General features: G+C 64.0%; 23 protein-coding genes. 15 read left to right on the top strand and 8 right to left on the bottom strand.

What is annotated here, in order from left to right; translation table 11 throughout:
- Positions 1-6 precede the first annotated feature (6 nt).
- On the bottom strand, positions 7-1,611 hold the full coding sequence (locus ACK4FK_RS16385) for an ABC transporter substrate-binding protein (protein WP_409746245.1): 1,605 nt from the start codon (positions 1,609-1,611) through the stop codon (positions 7-9).
- Between the two features lie 233 nt (positions 1,612-1,844).
- On the opposite strand from ACK4FK_RS16385, the gene ACK4FK_RS16380 reads away from it, so the two are divergent.
- The 4 genes from ACK4FK_RS16380 to ACK4FK_RS16365 all read left to right on the top strand — a co-directional run bounded on the left by ACK4FK_RS16380 (position 1,845) and on the right by ACK4FK_RS16365 (position 6,433).
- A complete protein-coding gene (locus ACK4FK_RS16380; RefSeq protein WP_409746244.1) occupies positions 1,845-3,311 on the top strand; it encodes a M81 family metallopeptidase in 1,467 nt (488 codons plus the stop codon).
- A 19-nt stretch (positions 3,312-3,330) separates the two neighbouring features.
- Complete coding sequence (locus tag ACK4FK_RS16375; RefSeq protein WP_409746243.1) at positions 3,331-4,884, top strand: gamma-glutamyltransferase family protein; 1,554 nt, start codon at positions 3,331-3,333, stop codon at positions 4,882-4,884.
- An 8-nt stretch (positions 4,885-4,892) separates the two neighbouring features.
- Entirely contained in the window at positions 4,893-5,786 is an 894-nt protein-coding gene (locus ACK4FK_RS16370; RefSeq protein WP_409746242.1) for a DMT family transporter, read from the top strand.
- Positions 5,787-5,872: 86 nt separating this feature from the next.
- The gene (locus ACK4FK_RS16365; RefSeq protein ID WP_409746241.1) at positions 5,873-6,433 is read left to right on the top strand and encodes a VUT family protein; all 561 of its coding nucleotides are present in this window, start codon (positions 5,873-5,875) and stop codon (positions 6,431-6,433) included.
- A gap of 16 nt (positions 6,434-6,449) precedes the next feature.
- On the opposite strand, the gene queC is transcribed toward ACK4FK_RS16365, so the two are convergent.
- The 4 genes from queC to ACK4FK_RS16345 form a co-directional block, all read right to left on the bottom strand.
- Entirely contained in the window at positions 6,450-7,169 is a 720-nt protein-coding gene (gene queC / locus ACK4FK_RS16360; protein ID WP_409746240.1) for a 7-cyano-7-deazaguanine synthase QueC, read from the bottom strand.
- Positions 7,166-9,748, bottom strand: coding sequence for a TRAP transporter permease (locus ACK4FK_RS16355; RefSeq protein ID WP_409746239.1), 2,583 nt, complete (start codon positions 9,746-9,748; stop codon positions 7,166-7,168). Before ACK4FK_RS16355 ends, queC begins: the two co-directional genes overlap by 4 nt.
- A gap of 87 nt (positions 9,749-9,835) precedes the next feature.
- Positions 9,836-10,813, bottom strand: coding sequence for a TAXI family TRAP transporter solute-binding subunit (locus ACK4FK_RS16350; protein ID WP_409746238.1), 978 nt, complete (start codon positions 10,811-10,813; stop codon positions 9,836-9,838).
- A 236-nt stretch (positions 10,814-11,049) separates the two neighbouring features.
- A complete protein-coding gene (locus ACK4FK_RS16345; protein ID WP_409746237.1) occupies positions 11,050-11,973 on the bottom strand; it encodes a LysR family transcriptional regulator in 924 nt (307 codons plus the stop codon).
- A gap of 150 nt (positions 11,974-12,123) precedes the next feature.
- Here ACK4FK_RS16345 and ACK4FK_RS16340 point away from each other — a divergent pair, with 150 nt between their 5' ends.
- Positions 12,124-13,380 (top strand): D-amino acid dehydrogenase, encoded by a 1,257-nt coding sequence (locus tag ACK4FK_RS16340; RefSeq protein ID WP_409746236.1) that lies wholly within the window; start codon positions 12,124-12,126, stop codon positions 13,378-13,380.
- A gap of 3 nt (positions 13,381-13,383) precedes the next feature.
- Here the strand turns inward: ACK4FK_RS16340 and ACK4FK_RS16335 are convergent, their stop codons facing one another.
- Genes ACK4FK_RS16335 through ACK4FK_RS16325 form a run of 3 tightly spaced genes read right to left on the bottom strand, consistent with a single transcriptional unit; the run spans position 13,384 to position 16,492 of the window.
- Positions 13,384-14,238: a 3-keto-5-aminohexanoate cleavage protein gene (locus ACK4FK_RS16335; protein WP_409746235.1), complete on the bottom strand. Its 855-nt coding sequence runs from the start codon at positions 14,236-14,238 to the stop codon at positions 13,384-13,386.
- Complete coding sequence (locus ACK4FK_RS16330; protein WP_409746234.1) at positions 14,238-15,572, bottom strand: aspartate aminotransferase family protein; 1,335 nt, start codon at positions 15,570-15,572, stop codon at positions 14,238-14,240. Before ACK4FK_RS16330 ends, ACK4FK_RS16335 begins: the two co-directional genes overlap by 1 nt.
- The gene (locus tag ACK4FK_RS16325) at positions 15,569-16,492 is read right to left on the bottom strand and encodes a MurR/RpiR family transcriptional regulator (RefSeq protein WP_409746233.1); all 924 of its coding nucleotides are present in this window, start codon (positions 16,490-16,492) and stop codon (positions 15,569-15,571) included. Before ACK4FK_RS16325 ends, ACK4FK_RS16330 begins: the two co-directional genes overlap by 4 nt.
- A 141-nt stretch (positions 16,493-16,633) precedes the next feature.
- Here ACK4FK_RS16325 and ACK4FK_RS16320 point away from each other — a divergent pair, with 141 nt between their 5' ends.
- The 10 genes from ACK4FK_RS16320 to ACK4FK_RS16275 all read left to right on the top strand — a co-directional run bounded on the left by ACK4FK_RS16320 (position 16,634) and on the right by ACK4FK_RS16275 (position 25,549).
- A complete protein-coding gene (locus ACK4FK_RS16320; protein ID WP_409746232.1) occupies positions 16,634-17,548 on the top strand; it encodes a LysR family transcriptional regulator in 915 nt (304 codons plus the stop codon).
- Positions 17,549-17,664: 116 nt separating this feature from the next.
- A complete protein-coding gene (locus ACK4FK_RS16315; protein WP_409746231.1) occupies positions 17,665-18,456 on the top strand; it encodes a putative hydro-lyase in 792 nt (263 codons plus the stop codon).
- A gap of 25 nt (positions 18,457-18,481) precedes the next feature.
- Complete coding sequence (locus tag ACK4FK_RS16310) at positions 18,482-19,540, top strand: TRAP transporter substrate-binding protein (protein ID WP_409746230.1); 1,059 nt, start codon at positions 18,482-18,484, stop codon at positions 19,538-19,540.
- A 66-nt stretch (positions 19,541-19,606) separates the two neighbouring features.
- Complete coding sequence (locus ACK4FK_RS16305) at positions 19,607-20,218, top strand: TRAP transporter small permease subunit (protein WP_409746229.1); 612 nt, start codon at positions 19,607-19,609, stop codon at positions 20,216-20,218.
- 4 nt (positions 20,219-20,222) lie between these two features.
- Positions 20,223-21,506 carry a TRAP transporter large permease gene (locus ACK4FK_RS16300; protein WP_409746228.1) on the top strand — a complete coding sequence of 428 codons (1,284 nt, stop codon included), beginning with the start codon at positions 20,223-20,225 and terminating at the stop codon, positions 21,504-21,506.
- A 17-nt stretch (positions 21,507-21,523) separates the two neighbouring features.
- On the top strand, positions 21,524-22,204 hold the full coding sequence (locus ACK4FK_RS16295; protein WP_409746227.1) for a DUF2848 domain-containing protein: 681 nt from the start codon (positions 21,524-21,526) through the stop codon (positions 22,202-22,204).
- 24 nt (positions 22,205-22,228) lie between these two features.
- On the top strand, positions 22,229-22,972 hold the full coding sequence (gene pxpB / locus ACK4FK_RS16290) for a 5-oxoprolinase subunit PxpB (protein WP_409746226.1): 744 nt from the start codon (positions 22,229-22,231) through the stop codon (positions 22,970-22,972).
- Positions 22,969-24,024 carry a biotin-dependent carboxyltransferase family protein gene (locus ACK4FK_RS16285; protein ID WP_409746225.1) on the top strand — a complete coding sequence of 352 codons (1,056 nt, stop codon included), beginning with the start codon at positions 22,969-22,971 and terminating at the stop codon, positions 24,022-24,024. Before pxpB ends, ACK4FK_RS16285 begins: the two co-directional genes overlap by 4 nt.
- 13 nt (positions 24,025-24,037) lie before the next feature.
- Positions 24,038-24,811, top strand: a complete 774-nt coding sequence (locus ACK4FK_RS16280) for a LamB/YcsF family protein (protein WP_409746224.1) — start codon at positions 24,038-24,040, stop codon at positions 24,809-24,811.
- 84 nt (positions 24,812-24,895) lie between these two features.
- A complete protein-coding gene (locus ACK4FK_RS16275; protein WP_409746223.1) occupies positions 24,896-25,549 on the top strand; it encodes a TetR/AcrR family transcriptional regulator in 654 nt (217 codons plus the stop codon).
- Positions 25,550-25,638: the final 89 nt, after the last annotated feature.

The raw sequence follows: 25,638 nt of genomic DNA, 5'->3' as shown, positions 1-25,638 counted from the left end.
TCTCGCTCACTCTTTTTCGACATTCCACAGGACATAAGCCGGGCTGGGCAGGTTGCCCTTGACATTCTTGCGAATGGCGGAGGGCTGGAAGTATTCGCCCAGCGGAATGTAATGCACCATTTCGTAGAGCCGCTTCTGCACGGCGATGGCGATGGCCTTCTGCTTGGCAGCATCGGTCTCGCGGGCATAGTCGTCACGCAGCTTTTCGATCACCGGATCTTCGGTCCAGCCAAAGAAGCCGCCCTGCTTACCCAAACCCTTCACGCCGGAATTGGCGATCGGGTTCATCATGTCGGCCGTGCCCCAGGCAGTGTGGAAGATGTGCCAGCCACCCTGATCGATCGGGTCCATCTTGGCGCGGCGGCCCACCAGGGTCTGCCAGTCCATCGACTGCACTTCGATGTTCATACCGATGGCGCGCAGCAGCGGAGCCGAAACCAGCGGCAGCTGGTTGATGCTGTTCAGGTCGGTCGGCGCCATGATGACGATCTTCTCGCCCTTATAGCCGCTTTCCGCCAGCATCTTCTTGGCCTTGGCTACATCGGCCTTCTTGGTGCCGACGGCGCCTTCTTCGCTGGCCAGCGGGGTCGAGCAGCCGAAGATCGCGCCGCAGACCTTGTAATAGTCGGGATCGCCGACCTGCGCGGCCAGATAATCCTCCTGCTGGATGGCATGCAGGATGGCCTGGCGCACCTTCACGTTATCCAGCGGCGGCTGCAGCCAGTTCATGCGCAGCATGTAGTTCATGCCCAGCGGCTGCAGGTTGCGGATCTCGATGTCCTTCTGCTTTTTCAATTCGGGCAGCAGATCGAAGGCCGGCTGTTCCCAGATGTCGACCTCACCCTTGATCAGGGCGTTCATCGCCGTCTGCGGGTCGGCAATGGTCAGCCACTCCACCCGGTCGACCTTTACCACCTTGCCGCCGCTGGTGAAGCTGGGGGCCTCGCTGCGCGGCTTGTAATCGGTGTTCTTCTCGTAAACCACCTTTACGCCAGGCTGGAATTCGGCCTTGACGAAGCGATAGGGGCCCGAGCCGATTTCTTCCGGCACGTTTGTGGTTGCCGGGGTCTCGGCAATGCGCTTCGGCATGATGAAGGGTACGTTCGAGCTGGGCTTGCCCAGCGAATCGAGGACCAGGCCGTAGGGTTCCTTCAGGATGAGCTGGAAGGTCTTGGCGTCGACCTCCTTCCACTCCTTGGTATAGGAGAACAGCTTCTGGCCCATGGTGTCGTTTTTGCCCCAGCGCGCCAGCGATGTGATGACGTCAGCCGAGGTGACGGGGGCGCCGTCATGGAACTTGAGGCCGTCGCGCAGGGTGAAGGTGTAGGTCAGCTTGTCGCCGCTGATCTCGTACTTTTCCACCATCTGCGGCTTGACCTGCATCTTGTCGTCCACGCTGAACAGCGTGTCGTAGATCATGTAGCCGTGGTTGCGCGACATGAAGGCCGTGGTCAGGATCGGGTCGGTGATGCGCAGGCCCGCATGCGGGATGAAGCGCAATACCTTCTTGTTGTCCTGAGCGACCGCCTCGGGGGCGGCGCCGGCCAGCAGGCCGAGCCCGATGCTCAGACCGATCGCGGAGACGAGATAACGAAAATGACGTGAACGCATGGCACTCCCCCTTGTATTTGTTCGACCTCTAACGAAAGCTGATCATGGTATGCATACGGAGGTCAAGCGGGTCTTTACTGATTCCGTAGACCGACGGACGGCTGCCATTTCGCTGTGCAGCATGCCCGTTGGCGTGGCGTTCCTCATATAACCGGGAGACATTGGTTCATGCCGAAATCCGTCACATACCGTGGAACGCCAGAACGGGAGGCGGCCGCCGGCCGTTGCCGCCGATGAAAGTCTTCATTGCCTGCCTGGGAACGGAAACCAACACTTTCTCACCCCTGCCCACAGGCGAGCAGGGCTTCAGGGAATGGATGCTGTACCGCGGCGATGCCACCCGGCGGCCGGAGAACCTGTTTTCGGCGCCGTTGCATGTCTGGCGTCGCGCTGCCGAGGCGCAACAGGCAGAAGTGGTAGAGAGTCTGTCGGCTTTCGCCCAGCCGGCAGGCATAACGGTGCGGAAGGTTTATGAAGGTTTCCGCGAGGAAATACTGGCCGACCTGAAGGCGGCCATGCCGGTCGACATGGTGCTACTCAGCCTGCACGGCGCCATGGTGGCCGATGGCTATGACGATTGCGAAGGCGACCTGCTGGAAAAGATACGAACCATTGTCGGACCAATGGCGGCGGTGGGCGCCGAGCTCGATCTGCATTGCTCGATCACCGAGAAGATGCTGGTCAGCGCCGATGCGCTGATCACCTTCAAGGAATACCCGCATGTCGACAGCAAGGAACGCGCCCGGGAACTCTACGATATCCTGCTGGCCAAGCTGCAGGGCGCTGCGCAGCCGGTGATGGCGGTATACGACACCCGCATGATCAATCTTTGGCGCACGCCAGTAGAGCCGATGGCCTCTTTCGTGCGCGAAATGCAGGCCTGCGAGGGCAAGGATGGCATCCTGTCCGTCTCGTTCGCGCATGGTTTTCCCATGCAGGATGTTCCCGATGCCACCGCGAAGATGGTGGTGGTCGCCAACGGCGATGTCGCCAAGGCTCAGGCGGTAGCCGAACGGCTCGGCCGGCGCATATGGGACATGCGCGACCAGACGGCCACGCGGAATCTGAGCATAGACGAGGCGCTCGACCGGGCGACGGCCGCCACCGCAAGACGCCCCGTCGTGCTGGCGGATGTCACCGACAATCCGGGCGGGGGCGCTGCTGGCGATGCCACGTTCATTCTGCGGCGCATCATCGAGCGCGACATTCGCGGCGTCGCCTCGGGCCTCTACTGGGATCCGATGGCGGTGCGTTTCTGCTGCGATGCCGGCGAGGGCGCCAGTTTCGACCTGCGCATGGGCGGAAAATGTGGTCCGGCCTCCGGAGATCCGCTCGACCTTGTCGTGACGGTCAAGAAAATCATCCGCGATGGCATGCAGCCGGCCCTGAGTGGCGCGGTGCCGATCGGGGATGCCGTCTGGGTTCAGACCCAGGGCGAGCGCGACCTGGTACTGATCTCCAACCGAACGCAGACCTTCCACCCCGATGCTTTCGCCCAGTTCGGCATCGATATTGCGTCCAAGGCGATCATCGTCGTGAAGTCGACCCAGCATTTCTATGCCGGCTTCGCGCCGATGGCGGGAGAGATCCTGCATGTGCAGGCTCCTGGCGCGATGCGCTCGGATTTTGCCGATATCCCCTTCCAGAAGGTACGGGGGCCTTATTGGCCCCGCGTCGCCGATCCCTTCGCCGCCGGATAACAGAAGAAAGAGGATTCCCATGTCACAGAATCTCAGCCGCTCCCTGCGGTACAGCAAGGAACCGGTGCGCAGCAAAGGCGGCGTCGTTGCCGCCCAGAACCAGAAGGCTGCTGATATCGGCGCCTCGGTGCTGCGCAGCGGCGGCAACGCCATCGATGCGGCGGTCGCCACCGCTTTCTCACTCGCCGTTCTCGAACCGTGGATGAGCGGCATCGGCGGCGGCGGCTTTATGGTGGTGTGGGATGCGAAGCGGAAAAAGGCCCATGTCATCGATTACGGCATGATCAGTGCTGCCGCGTTGCATCCGGCCGATTATCCGCTGGCCGAGGGTGTGGGCGGCGACCTGTTCGGCTGGCCGCTGGTGGTCGACGACCGTAACATCCTCGGTTATCCCTCCATAGCCGTGCCTGGGCAGCCCGAGGGCATGAGGCTGGCGCTGGAGAGCTTCGGTACGCGCAATTGGCAGCAGAGCCTGGGGCCGGCCATCGAGGTTGCCCGCGAGGGTATCGAGGTGGACTGGTTCCTGTCCATGGTCGTGACCTCGGCAGCCAAGGACCTCGCCAGATTCCCGGCCTCGCGCGCGATGTTCCTGCCCGATGGCCTGCCCCCTTCGGCCGACTGGGCCGGCGTGGCACCTCGGCTGAAGAACGAGGCGCTTCTGGCCAGTCTGCAGAGGCTGAGCGCCGCCGGCGCGCGGGACTATTACGAGGGCGAACTGGCCGCCAAGCTGGTGCGCGACCTGCAGGCCGGCGGTTCGAAGATCGCCGCAAGTGATCTGGCTGGTTATCGCGCCCGTCTGGTCGAGCCGTTGCGCTATACCCATGGCGACAAGACCCTGCTGTTGCCGCCTGGACTCACCGCCGGGCCCAGCTTGTGCGACGCGCTCGAGGTCGCGGCGCCGAAACTGACAGGGGGCGTCCTTTCGCCGCAGAGTTTCGTCGCCTATGCCGAAGGCCTGACGGCATCCTATGAAAAGCGCCTGGCCGGTATGGGGGATGACAATGGCAAGAGCTGCACCACGCATTTCTGCGTGATCGACGGTGAGGGCAACATGGTGGCCCTGACCCAGACCCTGCTGTCGCTGTTCGGCAGTCGAGTTATGCTGCCTGAAAGCGGCGTGTTGATGAATAACGGCATCATGTGGTTTGACCCGCGCCCGGGCCGTCCCAACTCGCTGGGGCCAGCGAAGCGTCCGTTGTCCAATATGCTGCCCACGCTGGTGCTGGATGGCGACGAACCCTGGCTGGCCATCGGCGCCTCGGGCGGTCGGCGCATCATGCCGGCTGTGATGCAGTTGCTATCCTTCCTGATCGATTATCGCATGCCGCTGGCGGATGCCTTCCACCAGCCGCGCATCGATGCCAGCATCCCGGGACAGCCCTTCTGCGATCCGCTGCTGGACGAGGCTACCCGTGCGGCGGTGCGGGCGCGCTTTCCCAAGGCGGGCGAGAAGCGGCGCGATCCGTTCCCTCTGGCCTACGCCTGCCCCTCGGCGGTGATGATCGAGTCCGACGGCAACCGCGTCGGCATGACCGAGATCGCCCAGCCCTGGGCCGGCATGGCGGGAGCCTGATTGCAGTGATGCAGTCCGGGCTGCGCAGTCCGCTCATTGGCTTTGCGGCTGCCATCGGCGCCTGCGTGATCGGCGCGGGTTGGCAGGTGGCGACCCGGCTGGGCACGACCACGACGCTGGCGCCGATTGATCTGGCCCTGCTGCGCTATTGCATCCCGGCCTTAGTCCTGGCCCCGCTATGGTGGCGGGCCCGGCCGCTGCCATCGCAGACCGACTGGAAAATCCTGTCTGCCATGCTGCTGGGTGCCGGTCCGGCTTTTGGCCTGCTCGTGATGGCAGGCTCGCAATTCGCGCCGGTTGCCCATATGGGTGCATTGCTGCCGGGAACGATGCCGCTCTTTGTCGCTTTGATGGCGGCGGTCGTGCTGGGCGAGGCGATATCCGGCCTGCGGCGGCTCGGTTTTGCATTTATCCTGCTGGGGGTCCTCGCCATCGGACTGAAGGCCCTGCTGATCCGGGATGATGGCGCCTGGCGTGGCGATCTGTTGTTCCTGTCGGCGGCCTTTCTGTGGTCGATCTACACCATTGCTTTTCGCCGCAGCGGGCTGGGCCCATGGGAGGCCACGGCGGTGATCAATTTCTGGTCGGCGCTGATTATCCTGCCGCTGTGGCTGATCAGCGATGATGCCAGGCTGCTGCAGGCGCCGCTGGCCGATCTGATCCTGCAGGTCTGCTGGCAGGGCGTGATCGCAGGCCTGCTTGGGCTGTGGACCTTTACCTTGGGCGTGCATCATATCGGCCCCAGCCGTGCCGCGGCGGTGGGAGCGCTGGTGCCGGTGATGTCGGCCGCGGGCGGCGCGCTGGTTCTGGGCGAAATCCCCGAACCGCTGGTGCTGGCCGGCATCCTCTCCACCATGCTGGGTGTGTTCCTGGCGAGCAGCGCCCTGGCCCGCAAAACCTAGGCGGATCAGGCACTAATTATGCCGCCCTTGCGCAAAAGGGTGTCGCGCCGTATATCCCGCCCCGCAACATAAGGGTTTTTCAGACCATGGATCGCGTGCGTTTCGAGGGATATGCCTTTCTGGCGGCATTCATAGCCTGCGTGCCGGCGGCGAACTGGCTGATCGGCAATCTTGGCACGATCTGCGTGCCGCAGGGACCCTGCCTGATTCCGGTCGCGCCCTTCGGCATCACGGCCCCAAGCGGCGTGCTGATGATCGGCCTGGCCCTGGTGCTGCGTGACCTAGTGCAGCGCCGGCTGGGCAAGGGCTGGACGCTCGCTGCCATCGCCGTCGGTGCGGCGTTGTCGGGCCTGATCGCGCCGCCCGCCCTGGTGGTGGCCTCGGCCACAGCCTTCCTGTTGTCCGAACTGGCCGACTTCGCGGTTTACACCCCGCTGCAGAAACGCGGCCTGGTGCGCGCCGTACTGCTTTCCAGCCTGGTCGGCCTGTGTGTGGACTCGGTGGTGTTCCTCTATCTCGCCTTCGGCAGCCTGGACTACCTGGCCGGCCAGATCATCGGCAAAGCCTGGATGGTGCTGGCCAGCATCCCGGTGATCCGCCTGCTGCGCGACCGCGACCACCGGCTCGGCATAACCGCCACGGCCTGAGCGAAAAGGCGGCCGTTCAGCCGCCTTTTTCGTTCTCCGCCTTCATCTTGGCGATGGCCTCGATCCAGTAATCGGGGTCTTCGTAGCTGGTCGGGTCCGGCATACCGGCCAGATGGAAGGCCTCGCGCCGTTCCACGCAGGTGCCGCAGCGGCCGCAATGTATTTCGCCGCCTTTGTAGCAGCTCCAGGTCTTTTCATACGGCACGCCAAGGCGCATGCCCTCGCGCACGATGTCGGCCTTAGTGAAGCCGACGAATGGCGCGTAGAGCTGCACCTCCCACATGCCTTCCAGCGCGCAGGCCTGCATGGCGCGAAAGGCATCGACAAAAGCCGGCCGGCAATCGGGATAGATGAAATGATCGCCGCTATGCACAGCGATGCCCACCGCATCCGCCTTGGCACCGGCGGCGATTCCAAAGGCGATGCTCAGCATGATGGCGTTGCGGTTGGGCACCACCGTCGACTTCATGTTGCTTTCGGCGTAATGGCCGTCCGGCACCGCGTCGCCGCCGCTGATCAGCGAGGATGAGGTCAGGAAACGGCCCAGTCCGGCGATATCGATCACGTCATGCCGGGCCTTCAGTGCGGCGGCGATGCCGGCGGCATGCTCAATCTCGCGACGATGGCGCTGGCCGTAGTCGAAGGAGATCAGGCGGTCAAGCCCGTTCTCAGCCGCAATCCGATAGGCCAGAGTGACGGAGTCGATGCCGCCCGAGCACAGAACGACAGCCTTCATGCCGCCGCGGCCTTCTTGCGGCGCCACTGCACCAGCGCCACCAGTCCCAACAGGGCCAGTGCCGGCAGGTAGACCCAATGTTTGCTCGGCCGGTCGGCCGGCAGCAACACATGGTCAACGGTGAAACCGCTTTCCAGGCCGACGCGCTTGGCTGCCGAACCAAACTTGATGGCGCCGACCTGCACCTGGTCGCCCAGCGCGGTCAGGCTCAGGCCGGCATCGGCTAGCCGCTTGCGGCCATCGCCGGGCGCGGTCAGCGGCAGGCTGATCGTCTTGGTGACATCGTCGCCTTCCAGAGTCATGCCCGACACCACCATCAGCAACCGTCCATCTTCCGGCAGCTTGGCGGCGATGTCGAAGACCTGCCTGGCCGGTGCCTGCGTATAGGGCTCGTACAGCTTGTCCCAGAAGAATCCGGGGCGGAACAGCGCGAAGCAGACCAGCAACAGCAGGGCCGACTCCCATAACCTGCTCTTGGTGAGAAACCAGCCCATGGTGCCGGCGGCAAAGACCAGGATCGCCAGCGTGGCTATGGCGATTACCAGGATCGCCTCGCCGGCATGGCCGATATCGATCATCAGGATCTGCGGATTGAATATGAAAACAAAGGGCAGCACGGCGGTGCGCATGCTGTAGATCGTGCCCTGCAGGCCGGTCTTGATCGGGTCTTCGCCTGAGATCGCGGCGGCGGCAAACGAGGCCAGGCCCACCGGCGGCGTCACGTCGGCCATGATGCCGAAGTAGAACACGAACAGGTGCACCGCGATCAGCGGGATGGCCAGGCCGGCCTGGGCGCCGAGTTCCACGATCACGGGCGCCATCAGGGTGGCGACTAGGATGTAGTTGGCCGTGGTCGGGATGCCCATGCCGAGGATCAGGCAGATGAAGGCGGTCAGCAGCAGCATGGCGATCACGTTGCCGCCCGAGATGAACTCGACGAAGTCGGTCATCATCAGGCCCATGCCGGTCAGCGTCACTGTGCCGACGATGATACCGGCCGTGGCCGTGGCAATGCCGATGCCGATCATGTTGCGCGCACCGAGATTGAAGCCATCGACCAGGTCGGCAATGCCCTGTCTCGCGGCGGCGCCCAAAGCGTGGCTGCCGCGGAAAATGTCGATGATCGGCCGCTGGGTCACCACGATGGCCATGATGGTGGCCGTGGCCCAGAAGGCCGACAGGCCGGGCGAGAGTTCTTCCACCATCAGACACCACAGCAGAACCACGATCGGCAGCAGGAAATGCAGACCGGTGCGCGCTACGCTCCAGGCTTCCGGAATCTTGATGTCGGGATTGTCTGCGTCGTCCAATTCAAGGTCGGGGAATTTTGCCGCATACCACAGCGACAGCAGATACAAACCGATGCCGCCGATGCCAAGTAGCCACGGGGCCGCCGCGCCGGTCACCGCCTGCACGGCCAGGATGCCGTAATACAGAGCACAGATTACCGCGATGCTGCCGCTCCAGCCCAGGCCCTGACGCAGCCAGTAGTCACGCCGGCTGCGCTGAACGGCACGTTCCAGCGGCTTGGCGTTGATCTTCTGCGCTTCCAGATCGACGATGTAGAACAGCGCGATGTATGAGATCACCGCCGGCAGAAAGGCATGTTTGACGATTTCGGAATACGGCAGGCCGACATATTCCGTCATCAGGAAGGCAGCGGCACCCATCACCGGCGGCATGATCTGGCCATTGACTGAGGAAGCGGTTTCGATGGCGCCGGCCTTCACGCCGGACAGACCGGTTCGCTTCATCATCGGTATTGTGAAGATACCGCCCGAAACGACGTTGGAAACCGACGAACCCGACACCACGCCGTTCAGAGCCGATGATACCACCGCCACCTTGGCGGGGCCGCCGCGCAGATGGCCCAGAAGGGCGACCGATATCTGCATCATCCAGTTGCCGCCGCCGGCCTTCTCCAGCAGCGAGCCGAACAGCACGAACAGGAAGACGAAGCCGGTGGAAACACCCAACGCCACGCCGAATACGCCCTCGGTGGTGAGCCACTGATGCTGCAGGAATTTGGTCAGCGAAGCGCCCTTGTGCTGGATCACCTCAGGCATCCAGGGCCCCGCGAATGTGAAGGCGATGAAGACCGCGGCCACGATCACCATCGGCGGTCCCAGTGTGCGTCGGGTCGACTCCAGCAGCAGCGCGAGACCGATGCCGCTAGCAGCGAGATCATACCAGGTCGGCTGGCCGGGCCGGGTTGCCAGCGCCGCATAGAACAGGAACAGATAGGAAGCCGCGAGCGCGCCGGCGATGGCGAAAAACCAATCGAGCGCAGGGATATAGGCGCGCGGCGATCGCTTGAAGGCCGGATAGCAGGTGAAGGCGAGAAAGACGGAGAAACCCAGATGGATGGCACGGGCTTCCGTGTCATTCAGGATGAAGACGCCGAGCACAAAGGGTAGCGGAGAGGCATACCAGACCTGGAACGCCGACCAGGCCACGGCGACGGCGAGGATCAGCCTGCCTACGGCGCCTTTAGGGTCGCGGCCACCGAGATCGGCGTCGGCGACGAGTTGCTGCAATTCCTGCTCGGAGACGGGGCGGGTCGTTGCGGCGTTGCTCATGGTTGGTTCCTGGGGAAAGTCGTCTGGTCTGCTCAAAAAAAAGCCGGCCCGCGGTGAAGCGGGCCGGCCGAACGGTGTTAAGCCGGATTACATCCAGCCCTTCTCCTTGTAGTACTTCACGGCGCCCGGATGCAGCGGGGCCGAGTTGCCGTCCTTGATCATGTTCTTCGGATCAAGTGCCGAGAAGGCCGGGTGCAGCTTCTTGAATTCGTCGAAATTCTCGAAGGTGGCCTTCACCAGCTGATAGACCGTCTCGTTATCGACCTTGGCCGAGGAGACCAGCGTGGCCAGCACGCCGTAGGTCTGGGTCGGCTGCGGGTTGTTGTTGTACAGGCCGCCGGGGATCGTCGCCTTGGCATAGTAGGAATTCGCCGCCACCAGCTTGTCGACGGCCGGGCCGGTGATCGAGACCAGCTTGGCGCCGCAGGTGGTGGTGGGATCCTGGATGTTGGCCGAGGGATGGCCCACGCCGTAGAAGAAGCCGTCGATCTTGTTGTCGCACAGCGCCGGGCCGTGCTCGTCGGCCTTCAGTTCGGAGGCCAGCGAGAAATCCGACAGCTTCCAGCCCAGCGCGCCGAGCAGTTCTTCCAGCGAGGCGCGGGTGCCCGAGCCCGGATTGCCGACGTTGAAGCGCTTGCCCTTCAGATCCTCGAACTTGGCGACATTGGCCTCCTTGCGGGCCAGCACGGTGAACGGTTCGGGATGCACCGAGAAGACCGAGCGCAGGTCGGCGAAAGCGCCGCTGTCCTTGAACGCGCCAACGCCCTTCAGGGCGTTGTAATGCACGTCGGACTGCGCCATGCCGAAATCGAGCTCGCCAGCCTTGATGGTGTTGATGTTGTAGGCCGAGCCGCCAGTCGACTCCACCGAACAGCGGATGCCGTGCGCCTTGCGGTCCTTGTTGAGCAGGCGGCAGATGGCGCCGCCGGCAGCGTAGTACACGCCGGTCACGCCGCCGGTACCGATGGTAACGAATTTCTGCTGCGCAAGGCCGGTGCCGGGCAGGGCGGCCAGCAGGGCCGCGCCGAGCATGCCGCCCAGCAGGTGCTTGGTTGCGAACTGCATGTTACTTCTCCTCCGTAATGGACTGCGGCCACGCTGGCAGCAGTCGGATTGACTGATGATCGCCGGCCATGTTGGCGGCTTCAGCACAGGCTAGGACTGCGTGATGGCAGGTCGCACCCCGCTGCGACATACCGGCCCATACGCCCCTGTGATAATGGAAAGCCGCAGCTTCCCGCCATGCGTATCGGTACCCTGTCCATAACCCAACGGTATGGACACCGGTCCGGCCGGTTTCGTCAAGTCCGTTGCGGCCTGTTTGTCGTCACAAGAGTGCCGGAAACCGATTTTTCCGCCTGTGCCATCACAGCGCCGAACTTGCGGGCCAGCACCGAGGCGGGCTGATGCTTGGCCCGCATGATGTGCACTGCGAAATCGATATTGGGCAGCAGGGGCCTGGCCGTCACAAGGCGCGGATCATGGGCGGCCGCGGTATACTGATCGACGATGGCCACGCCGGCGCCGCGCGCCACCAGCGACAACGCGATCTGGTTGGTCTTGACCTCGACGATGGGTTGCAGGTCCACGCCCGAAAGCTTGACCGCTGCGCCGAATGCCGCGCCCAGCGGATCGTCGCTGCGCAATCCGATGAAGGGATGCTTGCGGAACCAGTCGAGTTTCACACTCGCTGGCAGTTGGTTTTCCATACTCTTCGGGAAAATACCGTAGAATTGGGCTTCGGCCAGTTTCTGGATGTCCAGCCCCGGATGGGACTGGATGTCAAAGCCAATCCCCAGGTCGACCTCGTGGTTCAGCACCACGCGGACCAGGTCGGCATATTGGCGCGTCTCGACCTCGAAGCTCACATCGGGATGCTTCTGGCGAAAACGGCTGATCGCCAGCGGCACGAGGTCGATGCACAAAGCCGGCGCCGCGGCAATGCGCAGGTGTCCGCTGGTGGCGGCGCCCAGGTTGCGCGAGAGTTTGCGCAGGTTCTCCAGCCCGCTGATGATCCGTTCGCTCTCGGCATGCAGCACCTGACCCTCGCGGGTCGGCAGCAGTCGGCCCTTCACGCGGTCGAACAGCTTGTAACCAAGCTGGTCCTCGGCGCGCAGCAGCAGGCGGGTGGCGGCCGGCTGCGAGATATTGAGCAGCTTGGCCGCGGCGGTGATCGTGCCGGTCAGCATGATGGCGTGGAAGACTTCGAGGTGGCGCAGTTGCATGGTCGATCCCGATTCTGGCGCCCGCACTGTAGCTTTACCGCGGCCTTCCCCCAAGAGGCGGCATAACCCAATGTTATGGCTGCCGGCTGCATCGGCAGTAGTGGGGCTTGTCCGCGCTGCCTAGCTTTAGGACGGCAAACGGAGTTTGGCATGGATATCGTGGTGATCGGATCGGGCGTGGTAGGCATGACGACGGCCTGGCGGCTGGCGCGCGATGGTCATCGCGTCACCGTGGTCGACCGCGCCGGTGCCACCGCCCAAGGCGCCAGCCACGCCAATGGCGCCCAGCTCAGCTATTCCTATGTGGCGCCGCTGGCCTCGCCCGGCGTGTGGTTCGACCTGCCGAAATACCTGTTCGGGCGCCAGTCGCCCGTGCGGTTTCGTCCGAATTTCGAACTGTTCCAGTATCGCTGGCTGCTCAAGTTCCTGGCCGCCTGCACGCGGACGGAAGCACTGGCCACTACCGAAAAGCTGTTACGTCTGGCTTACCTGAGTCGCGACATGCTGCATGCGGCGGCCGATATCCGCGCGCTTGATTTCCTGTGGAGCCGGGCGGGCAAGCTGGTGCTGCAGGGCGATGCCGCCGGCCTGGCCGGGGCGCGGGCACAGGCAGAATATCAGAGCCGTTTGGGCAGCGAGCAGCAGGTGCTGGATCGGGAAGGCTGCCTGGCCGTAGAGCCGGCGCTGAAAGCGATCGCGCACCGTATCCATGGCGGCGTCTTCACGCCGGGCGACGAGGCGGCCGACCCCTTCCGGCTCTGCCTGGGCATCGAGACTCTGCTGTCGGGCGACAATTCCGGGGCGCGCTTCATCTATGGCTCGAAGGTGCGCAGTCTTCTGCGCGCTGGCAACCGCTTGCTGGGCGTGCAGACCGAGGCCGGCGTGATCGAAGCCGATGCCTATGTGCTGGCGGCCGGCGTGGCCAGCCGGCGGCTCGGTCTGAGTGCCGGGCTCGATCTGCCGATCTACCCGATCAAGGGCTACAGCCTGTCGCTACCCATTGCCAATGACGCAGCCGCGCCACAGGTATCGATCACCGATACCGCCTGCAAGACCGTCTATGCCCGGCTGGGCACGCGGCTGCGGGTGGCCGGCATGGCGGATATCGTCGGCGCGAATGATCGGATCGATCCCGCCCGCCTGGGCCAGCTGGTATCTCAGGCGCGCGAGGCTTTCCCTCAGGCGGCAACCTGGCAGCAGATCGAGCCCTGGACCGGCCTGCGCCCGGCCACACCGAAGGGCTTGCCGATCCTGGGCAACAGCGGCATCGACAATCTGGTGCTGAATGTCGGCCATGGCGCGCTCGGCTTCACGCTTGCCTTCGGTTCGGCCGAGGCGGTGGCCGCCAAACTTGCAGGCCGCGCCGCGCCGGTGCCGGAGCAGGATTTCAGCCTGCAGGCGGCCTGAGGCTCAGCGCAATCCGGCCAGCATTTCGCGCGCGGTTCTCGCGTCCGCGATCGCGCGCCCCATCAGCCCGGCATGCTGCACGGTCTGGCGCACCAGTGCGGCATTGTCGGCCGCGACGCTGCCGTCGCTCAGCAGGGTGTTGTTCTCGAAACCGATGCGGGCATGGCCGTTGAGGCCCAGTGCCGCCAGCGCGCAGGCCGATTCCTTCGGGCCGAAGGCGCAGACGGCGAAGGCACCGTCGGCATTGCTCCAGTCGTGCAGGAAAGGTAGCAGGTCGGTCGGTTCCGACCTCTGGCCGGCGCTGTAGCGGCCCAGCACAAACAGCACAAAATGCTTCTCGCCTGGCACGATGCCGCGCGCCTTCAGATCGTGGAAGCGCTGTAGGTCCACATCGGAGTACAGGATGTATTGTACCATCACGCCGGTCTTGTGCATCTCGCCCAGGAAGCTGGCGGCATCGGACTCGGCTTCGGCATCCGGCACGATCTCGCGGATGGCCAGGCTGCAGGCTTCCGGCATCAGGGCGCGCATCGCGGCCATCTGCTCGTGACGGCTGTATATGCCGGCTGCTTCCGAAGTGGCCTGGATGATGATGTCGTCGCCGGCCTCGCGACGTATCGCGATTGTGGCGGCGCGGTAGAGATCGGCATCCAGGGAATGCCGGCCGCTGCCGGGTTCGCGCACATGCAGGTGGATCATGGCGGCGCCGGCATTCAGGCATTGTGCCGCGCAGGCGCCCAACTCATCGGCGCTGAGCGGCACGGCAGGATGATCGTTTTTCAGCTTGCGGGCACCGTTCGGGGCGACGGCGATCAGGGCAGGGGCCAATACGGCCGGGATGATCGGGGCGTGGCTCATCAGGCAACACTCTTGAGTGCGGCGTCCACCGCGTCGCCCAGCCGCGCGACGATGGTGTCGATATCGCCCGGCTTGCAGATGAAGGGCGGCGCCAGCAGAACATGGTCGCCATACCTGCCGTCGATGGTGCCACCCATGGGGTAGCACATCAGGCCGATATTCATCGCCTCCTTCTTGATGCGCGCATTCAGCTTCAGCGCCGGGTCGAAGGTGGACTTGGTGGCGCGGTCCTGCACCAGTTCGATGGCCTGGAACAGCCCTCGGCCACGGATATCGCCGACATGACGGTGATTACCGAAACGATCCTGCAGGCGGTCCATCAGATGCACGCCCATGGCCTTCACGTTGTCCAGCAGATGGTCGCGCTCGATCACCTCCTGCACCGCCAGGGCTGCCGCGCAGGCCATCGGATGGCCCAGATAGGTATGGCCGTGCTGGAAAAAGCCCGAGCCCTGGGTAAAGGCATCGAAGATATGCTGGCCCAGCAGCACGGCGCCGATCGGCTGGTAACCGCCACCCAGACCCTTGGCGATGGTCATGATGTCGGGCGAGATGCCTTCCTGCTCGCAGGCATTCAGGGTGCCGGTGCGGCCCATGCCGCACATCACCTCGTCCAGGATCAGCAGCACGCCATACTTGTCACAGATTTCGCGAATGCGCTTGAAATAACCCGGCGCTGCAGTGACGGCGCCCAGGGTGGCGCCCACCACCGGCTCGGCCACGAAGGCGATCACGCTGTCCTTGCCCAGCTCCAGGATTTTGGCTTCCAGTTCGTCGGCGGCGCGTTTTCCGTAGGCTTCCGGCGTCTCGTCGGGCCGGCGGTCGCGGTATTCGAAGCAGGGCGCGATGTGGTGCGCTTCAATCAGCATCGGCGCAAATTGCTGGCGTCGCCAGGCATTGCCGCCAACACTCAGCGCGCCAACGGTATTGCCGTGATAGCTCTGGCGCCGCGCAATGAAATGCCGGCGCTGCGGCTCGCCGCGCTCGACATGATACTGCCGCGCCATTTTCAGCGCGGCCTCAATCGCTTCCGAGCCGCCGGAGACATAATAGACATGGCTGATGCCCTTCGGCGCGCTACCCACCAGCTTGTCGGCCAGCTTTTCGGCCGGCTCGGTGGTGAAGAAGCTGGTATGGGCGAAGGCCAATTTGTCGGCTTGCTCATGGATCGCCCGGGTGACGTCGGGGTGGCCGTGGCCAAGGCAGCTCACCGCCGCTCCGCCAGAGGCATCGATATAACGTTTGCCAGTGGAATCGATGATCTCAATGCCTTCGCCGCCGACGGCAACCGGATAGGCGTGATTGATCATGCGGTGCAGGATACGGCTCGTCATGGGCTGGCTTTCTTGCGCTTGGGTGACCAGTAGGTTGAGAAGGCGCCGAGTTGCGCCTCGGCATTGCGGATGGCGGCGAGCGCCTCCTCGCCGGCACGAGCGGCGATCAGCGCCACCAGCGTCTCGGCCATGGCAAAGGCGGGGGTGATGGCGTGGAAGAATGAAGGCGTCTCGGTTGGCACCAGCAGGCTGTGCTGGGCCAGGCTCGCCACCGGCGAGACGCGGCTGTCGGTGATCGCCACGATGGTCAGGCCGCGTTGCCGCGCATAGGCCACGCGCTCCACCGTGGCGCTGGCGTAGGGCGCCACGCTGATGGTCAGCAAGGCGTCGCCGCGGCCGGCATGACGCAGGGCGTCGATGCCGGTATCGCCGGCGCCATCCAGCAGCACGCCGTTGGCGCGGAACAGGCCATAGATGTAGCCGGCATGGAAGGCCACCGCATGGCAGGAGCGCAGGCCCAGGAAATGCAGCCGGTGCGCGCCCTCCAGCGCCTTCGCGGCAGCTACCAAGGCGGTGATGCCGGTTTCGTCGTGGCTGCTGGCGATATGCTCGGCCATCGCCCAGCCGATCTGGCCGGCAAGGGCGGCATCGCCGCCCTGTTGCTGGCGCTGCTGCAGTCTGCCAGCCCGGTTGCTGAATTCGGCGCTGAATGCCTTGCCCGGATTGCGCCGCAGCAGGCTGGCCTGCACGTCGCGGAAGGCGGCAAAATCAGCAAATCCCAGCTGCCGCGCCAGCCGCGTCATGGTCACCGGCGGCACCCCGGCCCGGCGGGCCTGCTCCCGCATGGAGAGCAGCGCGACATCGTCGGGATGGTCCAGCACAAAGCGGGCCGCGGCCTGCAGTTGCGGCGGCAGGGTTTCGAAGGCGGCCGCGATGCGGGCCGGCAGCGAGTCGGGCGCTGTGTGGCGCGGGCTAGGCATGGGCCGATTGAAGCCGATTTCCCGGCATCATGCAACAAACGATTCATATCTATTATTTGAGAAACGTTTGTTTCAAAAATACCGGCAGCGCAGTCGATAAAAAATTCTTATGATCTGTCGGCATGATTGGTGGAAATCGCTATGGCAGACCTGCGTAACCTGGAAACCTTCGTCTGGGTCGCCCATCTCGGCGGCTTCCGCGCCGCCGCCGAAAAGCTCAACACCACGCAGCCGGCGGTTTCGCAGCGTATCGCACTGCTTGAGGCCGAACTGGGCGTCAGGCTGTTTGACCGCGAGCCGCGTGGCGTGGCGCTGACGCTGAAAGGCAACGAACTGCTGCCCTATGCCGAGCGCATGCTGCAACTGCGCGCCGACCTGCTTCAGGCCGCGCGCGAGAAGCGCGCCATGCGTGGTGTGGTGCGGCTTGGTGTTGCCGAAACCATTGTGCATACCTGGCTGTCAAAGCTGATCGAACGCATGCATGCCGTCTACCCGGCATTGACGCTGGAGATCGAGGTCGATACCTCGCCGATCTTGCGTGAGCGGCTGGTGGCACATCAGCTCGATATCGCCTTCCTGCTCGGCCCGGTCAGCGAGCCGCGTATCAAGAATGTCGTGCTGTCGAGCTACCCGCTTGCCTGGGTCGCCAGTCCCGATCTCGATCTTGGTCCGGAGCCGGTGCCATTGAGTCGGCTGGCGCGCTGGCCGATCATCACCTATCCGCGCAACACGCGACCCTTCATCACCATCCGCGAGATGATGACGCGGTCTGACCTGCCCAATCTGCGCATGTACGGCAATGCGTCGCTCAGCACCATCGTGCGCATGACGCTGGACCGCATCGGCATCAGCGCGATCCCGCCTGTGGTGATCCGGCGCGAACTGGCCGAGAAGCGCCTGCGCCTGGTGCGCGCCGAGCAGAGCCTGCCGGATCTGAACTTTTCCGCCAGTTACCCTCTGAAGCCGGACAGCTACATGGCCGAGGCGGTGGTGGAAACCGCGCGTGAACTCGCGCAGGCAGAGGCCAAGCGCCGCAATAAGCAGCGGCGCGCCTGATTATTAGGCGATAAGAAATTCTTATCGCATGTCATCCGAAACCGCGATTGGACAGGATGGCCTGCCCATGATGCCATAACCGGATTGCGGCAGTCCGGGGGATTGGTATGAATGCAATGACGGCCAAGGTATATGGCAGCGGCCACGCGGCGCGGCAGGCCGTGCGGCGCGGCGATCATCGCGGCTCCACCGCCGGCATTGCGCCGGGCTACGTGCAGGCCAACCTCGCCATCCTGCCCAAGGCGCTGGCTGACGATTTCTTCCGCTTCTGCCAGTTCAACCCCAAGCCCTGTCCGCTGCTGGCGGCCAGCGAACCCGGCGATCCGCGCCTGCCCACGCTGGGCGAGGATGTCGATATCCGCACGGATATCCCGCTCTATCACGTCTGGCGGAACGGCAAGATGGTCGAGGCAGTATCCGATCTCAAAAGCCTCTGGCGCGACGACCTGGTGGCCTTTCTGATCGGCTGCTCCTTTTCGTTTGAGGAAGCGCTGATCGAAGACGGTATCCCGCTGCGCCACATTGCCTGCAACACCAACGTGCCGATGTACCGCACCAGCATCCAGACTCAGCCGGCCGGGCCGTTCCATGGGCCGCTGGTTGTCTCTATGCGGCCGCTCAAGCCCGCCGATGCGATCCGCGCGGTGCAGATCACCTCGCGTTTTCCTGCCGTGCATGGCGCGCCGGTGCATATCGGCAAACCGGAGATGATCGGCATCAAGGACATCGCCAAGCCAGATTACGGCGATCCGGTGGAGGTGAAGGACGATGAACTGCCGGTCTTCTGGGCCTGCGGCGTCACACCCCAGTCGGTGATTGCCACCGTGAAGCCGGATTTCTGCGTCACCCATGCGCCCGGGCACATGCTGGTGACAGACCTGAAGAACAGCCGTTTGGCCATTCTGTAAGTTCACCAACCTGGAGGGGAAGAGAATGAAGACCATGATTAAGACGCTGGCCGTTGCCGGCGCGCTGCTGACCGGCCTGGCCGGACCGTCGATGGCCCAGGAAATGCCGAAAACCGCACTGAAGGTGGTTGGCGCCTGGGGCAACCTGACCCAGTACAAGAATTTCGAACAGCCCTTCTGGTCGAAGGAGATCACCGAAAAGTCGAACGGTGCCATCACCGCTGAAATCACGCCGTTCAACGAGATGGGGCTCAAAGGTGCGGAAATCTTCCGCCTGATGCGCCTGGGCGTGATCGATTTCGGTTCCACCGTGCTTGGTTATGTGGCAGCCGACGATGCCCGCAACGAGGCGGTCGACCTGGCCGGCCTGTCGCCGGATGTCGCCACCGCTCGCAAGGTTTCGGATGCCTACAAGCCGGTCTACGACAAGTTCTATCGTGAGCGCTTTGGCGTGCAGGTGCTTGGCATCTGGCCATATTCGGCTCAGGTCCTGTTCTGCAACGGCGAGATCAAGGGTCTGGCCGACCTGAAGGGCAAGAAGGTACGCACCGGCAACCGCACGCTGGCCGAATTCGTCGAGGCCTTTGGCGGCACCGGCGTGACGCTGGCCTTCAACGAGGTGGTGCCTGCCCTGCAGAACAAGGTGGTCGACTGCGCCATCACCGGCACGCTGTCGGGTAACTCGGCCAAGTGGTACGAGGTGGCGACCCATATCTATGCCCTGCCGCTGGGCTGGAGCCACGTCATGCACGGCGTGAACGTGAAGACCTGGGAAAAACTGAACCCGCAGGTGCGCACTTTCCTGCAGAAGGAAATCGCCGGCCTGGAAGACCGCATCTGGAAGGCGGCCGCCGAAGAAACCCAGCAGGGCTATGACTGCAACGCCGGCAAGGACAACTGCACCATGGGCACCAAGGCCAAGATGACCATCGTGCCGGTCTCGGATGCCGACAAGGCCTTGCTGAAGAAGGCGCTGACCGACACCGTGCTGCCGAAATGGGCGGCGCGTTGCCAGGGCGACTGCATCGCCACCTTCAACGACAGCATCGGCAAGGTGGTCGGCCTGACCGCCGCCGCCAAGTAAGTTGCCTCCCCGCCGGAGCCCGGAATTCTTGCCGGGCTCCGGCTTTTCCATGTCAAGGTATCGCCCATGATCCTGCTCGATCGCTGGCTCGGCCTCGCCGACCGACTTTCCCGCTACGCCATCTGGTTCGGCGGTACGCTTGTGCTGGCTTCGGCCGTGCTGGTTTCCATCGACGTGCTACTGCGCAAGCTGGTGCTGGTGTCGCTGGGTGGCGCGGATGAACTGTCAGGCTACGCCTTCGCCATCGGCACCACCTGGGCGCTGGCCTTCACTCTGCTGCGCCGCGCCAATGTGCGCGTGGACGCGCTCTACATTCATCTGCCGCAGGTTGTCTGCGCCCTGCTCGACATCGTGGCGCTGATTGCGCTGGGCGGCTTCCTTATGCTGCTGACCTGGCAGGCCTGGGACGTGCTGGGTACCTCACTGTCCTTCGATGCCCGCGCCACCACGCCGCTTGCCACGCCGTTATGGATGCCACAGTCGCTGTGGCTGATCGGACTGATCTTTTTCCTGTTCACCTGGCTTCCATTGCTGCTGCGCTGCTTGTTTGCCCTGCTGGGCGGTGACCTCGCCAAGGTGCGCAGCCTCGCCGGTGCCCGCACCATCGAGGAGGACGCCGCCGACGAGGCCGCCCATACCGCCGAACTGAAGCCGGCCGCCGACCTGCTCAAGGACTGATCCCATGCTTGCCACTTCGCTCGTCTTGCTGATTGTCCTGCTGGCGGCTGCCATTCCGGTGGCCGGTGCACTCGGCACGCTCGGCCTGCTGCTCGACAAGATCTATTCCAAGATGCCTCTCAGTCTGGCGCTGGGTGAAATCTCGTGGTCGTCGTCGAAGGATTTCCTGCTCGTCTCGATCCCGATGTTCATCCTGCTGGGCGAGATTCTGCTCCGCGCCGGCGTGGCCGAACGCATGTACGGCGCCATGGTGAAATGGCTGTCCTGGGTGCCCGGCGGCCTGATGCATTCCAATATCGGCGCCTGCGCCATCTTCGCCGCGACGTCCGGTTCCTCGGTGGCCACCGCCGCCACGGTCGGCACCGTGGCTCTGCCGCTGGTCAAGAAGCACGGCTATAATGAACCGCTGTTCCTTGGCACGCTGGCCGCCGGCGGCACGCTCGGCATCCTAATCCCGCCCTCGATCAACATGATCATCTATGCGGTATTGACCGACACGTCGATTCCCAAGCTTTACCTCGCCGGGATCATTCCTGGCCTGGGTTTGGCCTTCATGTTCATGGTGATGGTTGCGGTTTTCTGCATGATCAGGCCGGAATGGGGCGGCAAGCCGCTTTCGGCCAGCTGGGGCGAGCGGATTCACAGCCTGGTCGACCTAGCGCCGCCACTCGGCATCTTCCTCGTCGTGGTCGGGTCGATCTATGCCGGCCTGGCCACGCCCACCGAGGCGGCTTCCCTTGGCGTGGTGGCGGCGCTTGGCCTGGCAGCGGCCTACAGGAAACTTTCATTCGCCATGATGAAAGAAGTATTGGAAAACACCATGCGCACCACCGCGATGGTGATGCTGATCATCATAGCGGCCTATTTCCTCAACTTCGTTATCTCGGCCATCGGCCTGACCACCATGCTGACCGACTACATCGCCGGTCTTGGCCTGTCGAAATTCGAGATGCTGGTGGCCATCGTGGCGTTCTACCTGATTCTCGGCTGCTTCATGGAGACCCTGTCCATGATGATCACCACGATCCCCATCGTGGCGCCGGTGATGTTTGGCCTTGGCTTCGACCCCATCTGGTTCGGCATCGTCATCATCATTCTGATCGAGATGGCGCTGATCACGCCGCCGGTGGGCCTCAACCTTTTCGTCGTGCAGTCGCTGCGCAGCAGCGGCACGCTGAACGATGTGATCAAGGGTTCGCTGCCCTTCGTGTTGATGATGATTACGCTGATCGCCTTGCTGGCGCTGTTTCCCGGCAGCGCGCTCTGGCTGCCCAATACTTTCGGCTAAACGCGGGATACCTGAGCATGTTGACCTTTGACCGTCTCTGGGGTGAACGGCGCGATCGCGTCGCGGTGCAGATCGATACGCTGATTGTGGCCGGTTGGGCCGGGCGTGATCACCATGCCATCGAACATCACATCGAGGAACTGGCCGCGATCGGCGTGCCGCGGCCGTCTTCCGTGCCGCTGTTCTACCGCATCGGCACCGGCCAGCTTATCCAGACCGGACATCTTCAGGTGCTTGGTCCCGACACCTCGGGTGAGGTCGAGCCGGTGATCGTTTCGCTGGCCGATGGCCTCTGGGTCACGGTCGGCTCCGACCATACCGACCGCAAGGCCGAGGCCGCCGGCGTGGCCTTGTCCAAGCAGCTCTGCTCCAAGGTTCTTGGTGGCAGCCTGTGGCGTTACGAAGAGGTCGAGAAGCACTGGGACGACCTGATCCTGCGCGCCTGGGCCACCATCGGCGGCCAGCGCGTGCTGTATCAGGAAGGCGCGGTTTCCGGCCTGCGCAGCCCGGCTGACCTGATGCAGCGCTACAGCAACAGTGCCACCCTGCCGCCCGGCACCCTGATGTTCGGCGGCACCATCGGCGCCATCGGCGGCATCCGGCCGGCGACGCGCTTCGAGATGGAACTGGAAGATCCGGTGCTCAAGCGCAAGATCGGCCACGCCTACGACATCGAAGCCTTGCCTGTTGTCGCCTGAGGCGCGAAGCCCTATGACTGCGGCATGACCAGCTACCCGCAGATCCGCTCCTTCGGCGATACCGGCTTCAGCGTCGAGTTCGGGGAAGGCATCGACCGCGGCATCAATGCCAAGGTCATGGCCCTGCATGCCGCGCTGGCCGACATGCGGCCGGCCGGACTGATCGAGACGATCCCGTCCTTCCGTGCCCTGCTGGTGCAGTATGACCCGCTAGTCACAAGCCGGACCGATCTGGAAGGCCATGTGCGCGGCCTGCTGGACGGACTGAAACCGCGGCAGCGCGCCGGCCGGCTCTGGCGCCTGCCGGTCTGCTACGCGCCCGATCTGGCCCCCGACCTGCCCGATGTGGCGGAACGCTGCAAGACCACGCCCGATGCCGTGATCGCCACGCATACTGCAGGCCGCTATTTCGTCTATATGCTCGGGTTCATGCCCGGCCTGGCCTATATGGGCGGCCTGGACGCATCGCTGCATCTGCCGCGTCGCAAGGAACCGCGCCTGAAAGTGCCGCAGGGTTCGGTCGCCATAGCGGAATCGATGACCACCATCTATCCCTGGGAAAGCCCGGGCGGCTGGCATCTGATCGGCCGCACGCCGCTCAAATTGTTCGATGCATCGCGGGCCGAGCCGATTCTGCTCGCCGCAGGCGACGAGGTCACCTACACGGCAATCTCCTCCGATGATTACGCCGCGATGCTCAATCGGGTGGAGCAGGGTGTGTTCGACTACGCCGCCCTGCGGGTCGATGAAGGGCAGGTGAAGCCATGACCGCCGCCGGCTTCCTCGACATCGTAGCGCCAGGCCTGATGACCAGCGTGCAGGATCTCGGCCGTTTCGGCGCGCAGGCCCTGGGCATGCCGGTGGCCGGCGCCACCGACCCCATCGCGTTTCGGCTGGTGAATTGCTTGGTCGGCAATCCGGAAAACACGGCGGCGCTTGAAATCGGCTATCTCGGCCCGGGCTTCACCGTGGCGGCCGAGAGCCTGCGCATCGCCTTTGGTGGCGTCGCCAAGCTTGCACTGCAGCCGGCCGACGGGTCGGAGGCGCGTGCCGTGAAACCCTGGCGCTCTGTTCTGCTGAAACGCGGCGACCGGCTTTCCATCGGCGCCGTCGAGGATGCCAGCGTGGCCTATCTGGCGGTGCAGGGCGGCTTCGCCATTCCGCCGTTCATGGGCAGTTATTCCACCTATATGCGCTCCGGTCTCGGCGGCTTCGAGGGCCGCGCCCTGAAGGCCGGTGACCGGCTGCCGCTGGTGCTCAATGCCGCGCCGGACAGCGAGGAGCGCGAACTGGCCGATGCCATCGATTATGGTGACGGGCCGGTTCGCGTCGTGCTCGGGCCGCAGCAAGATCGTTTCACCGCAAAAGGCATCGAGACCTTCCTGTCGGCCACCTACACTGTGACCAAGGAGGCCGATCGCATGGGTCTGCGGCTGGATGGCGAGACGGTGGAGCATGTTCGCGGCGCCGACATAGCCTCCGAAGGCCTGGTCACCGGCTCGATCCAGGTTCCTGGCAACGGCAAGCCGATCATCCTGATGGCCGACCGCCAGACCACCGGTGGCTACACCAAGATCGCCACCGTGATCTCAGCCGATCTGCCGCGCGTCGGCCGCATGAAGCCGGGCAACAACCTCGCTTTCCAAGCGATTTCGGTGGCTGAGGCCGAAGCGATCCGCCGTACGCAGGAGCAGGGCATCCGTCGCCTGATCGATGGCATCCGCACGGCGATGCCGGATGTATGGCTTGACCTTGATGCCCTGTATACTGCGAACCTGATCAGCGGCGCTGTGGATGCCCCCAGTGGACACTGGAAATGAGCGGAGTGTGGCGATGACCCTGAGGGTGAACCTGAATAGCGATCTGGGCGAAAGCTTCGGCGCCTGGACCATGGGCGACGATGCTGCGATGCTTTCAGTCGTCACTTCGGCCAATGTCGCCTGCGGTTTCCATGCCGGCGACTGGAGCGTGATGCAGGCAACGGTGGCCGAGGCCGTCAAGAACGGCGTTTCCATCGGCGCGCATCCCTCTTACCCCGACCTCCAGGGCTTCGGCCGCCGGCCGATGACCATGAACAACAAGGAGGTCGAGGCGCTGATCGCCTATCAGGTTGGTGCGCTGATGGGCGTGGCGGCTACAAAAGGCGGCAGAGTCACCCATGTGAAGCCCCACGGCGCGATCAACAACAAGGCAGCCACCGACATGGACCTCGCCATGGCGCTGGCGCGCGGCATCGCCGGCGTCTCAAAAGATCTGATCTTCCTCGCGCCGGCCGGCTCAGCCATGGTGGACGCGGCGCGCAAGATGAACCTGCCGGTGGCGCAGGAGGTGTTTGCCGACCGCAATTACGACGATGACGGCAACCTGGTGCCGCGCGGCCAGCCGAAGGCCATGGTGCATGACAACGACGAGGCGCTGGCCAACGTGCTGCGCATGGTGCAGGAAAAGGCCATCGTTTCGCTGTCGGGCAAGCGGATTCCCTGCAATGTCGACTCGATCTGCGTGCATGGCGACAGTGCCGGCGCGGTCTCGATGGCCCGCCATATCCGTGCCGGGCTGGAACAGGCCGGGGTGCAGATCGTCACCCTGCCCGCGATGCTGGCCTAGCTGTCGCACCCGATCCCGCCCGCCTTGCCGCTTGACGGCGCCGGCCTGCTTCCGCATCACTGGTGCCGAAGCAGGGGGAGTCGCATGACCAAGCCGAAGAAAAAGGCGGCGGCCGCGCCAAAGCGCACGCGCCAGCCCGAGGTGACCCGGCGCAACATCCTGGATGCCGCACTGGTGGATTTCGCCGCCAAGGGTCTGGCCGGTGCGCGCGTGGACGAGATCGCCAAGCGCTCGGGCTCGAACAAGCGCATGATCTATGAATATTTCGGCAACAAGGAGGCGCTCTGGCTGATCGTGCTGGAGCAGGCCTACGAGCGGATGCGCGAGGAAGAGCATGCCATCGACGTCGCCCGCATGAAGCCGGCCGATGGCATGCGCTACCTGCTGGAATTCAATTTCAGATTCTGCTCCCGTAATCCCGAATTCATCGCCCTGCTGAACACGGAGAACCTGCACAAAGCCGTCTATCTGAAGGACTCCAAGAAGATTCAGCAGCTCTATACCCCGCTTCTGGCGGTGATCCGCGATTTGCTGCAGCGCGGCGAAAAGGAGGGCGTGTTCCGCAAGGGCGTCGATCCTGTACAGCTCTACATCACCATTGCGGCGCTGGGCTGGTTCTACTTCTCCAATGTCCACACATTATCCACGATTTTTGGCCGCAACCTGCTCGATCCCAGGCAGCAGAAGCTGCGGCTCGACCACTCGGTGGAAGTGCTGCTGGGCTTTCTGCGGCCCTGACGGGGCATCTCCATTTTTCGTAACTGAACGGTTACTTCTTCGTTGACAAGCGCGCTGCGTGGCGAAATGCTGTGCCGCAACGACAACGA

Source organism: Ferrovibrio sp., assembly GCF_046297895.1.
Classification (GTDB): Bacteria; Pseudomonadota; Alphaproteobacteria; order Ferrovibrionales; family Ferrovibrionaceae; genus Ferrovibrio.
This window is presented reverse-complemented; position numbering and strand designations above follow the sequence as displayed.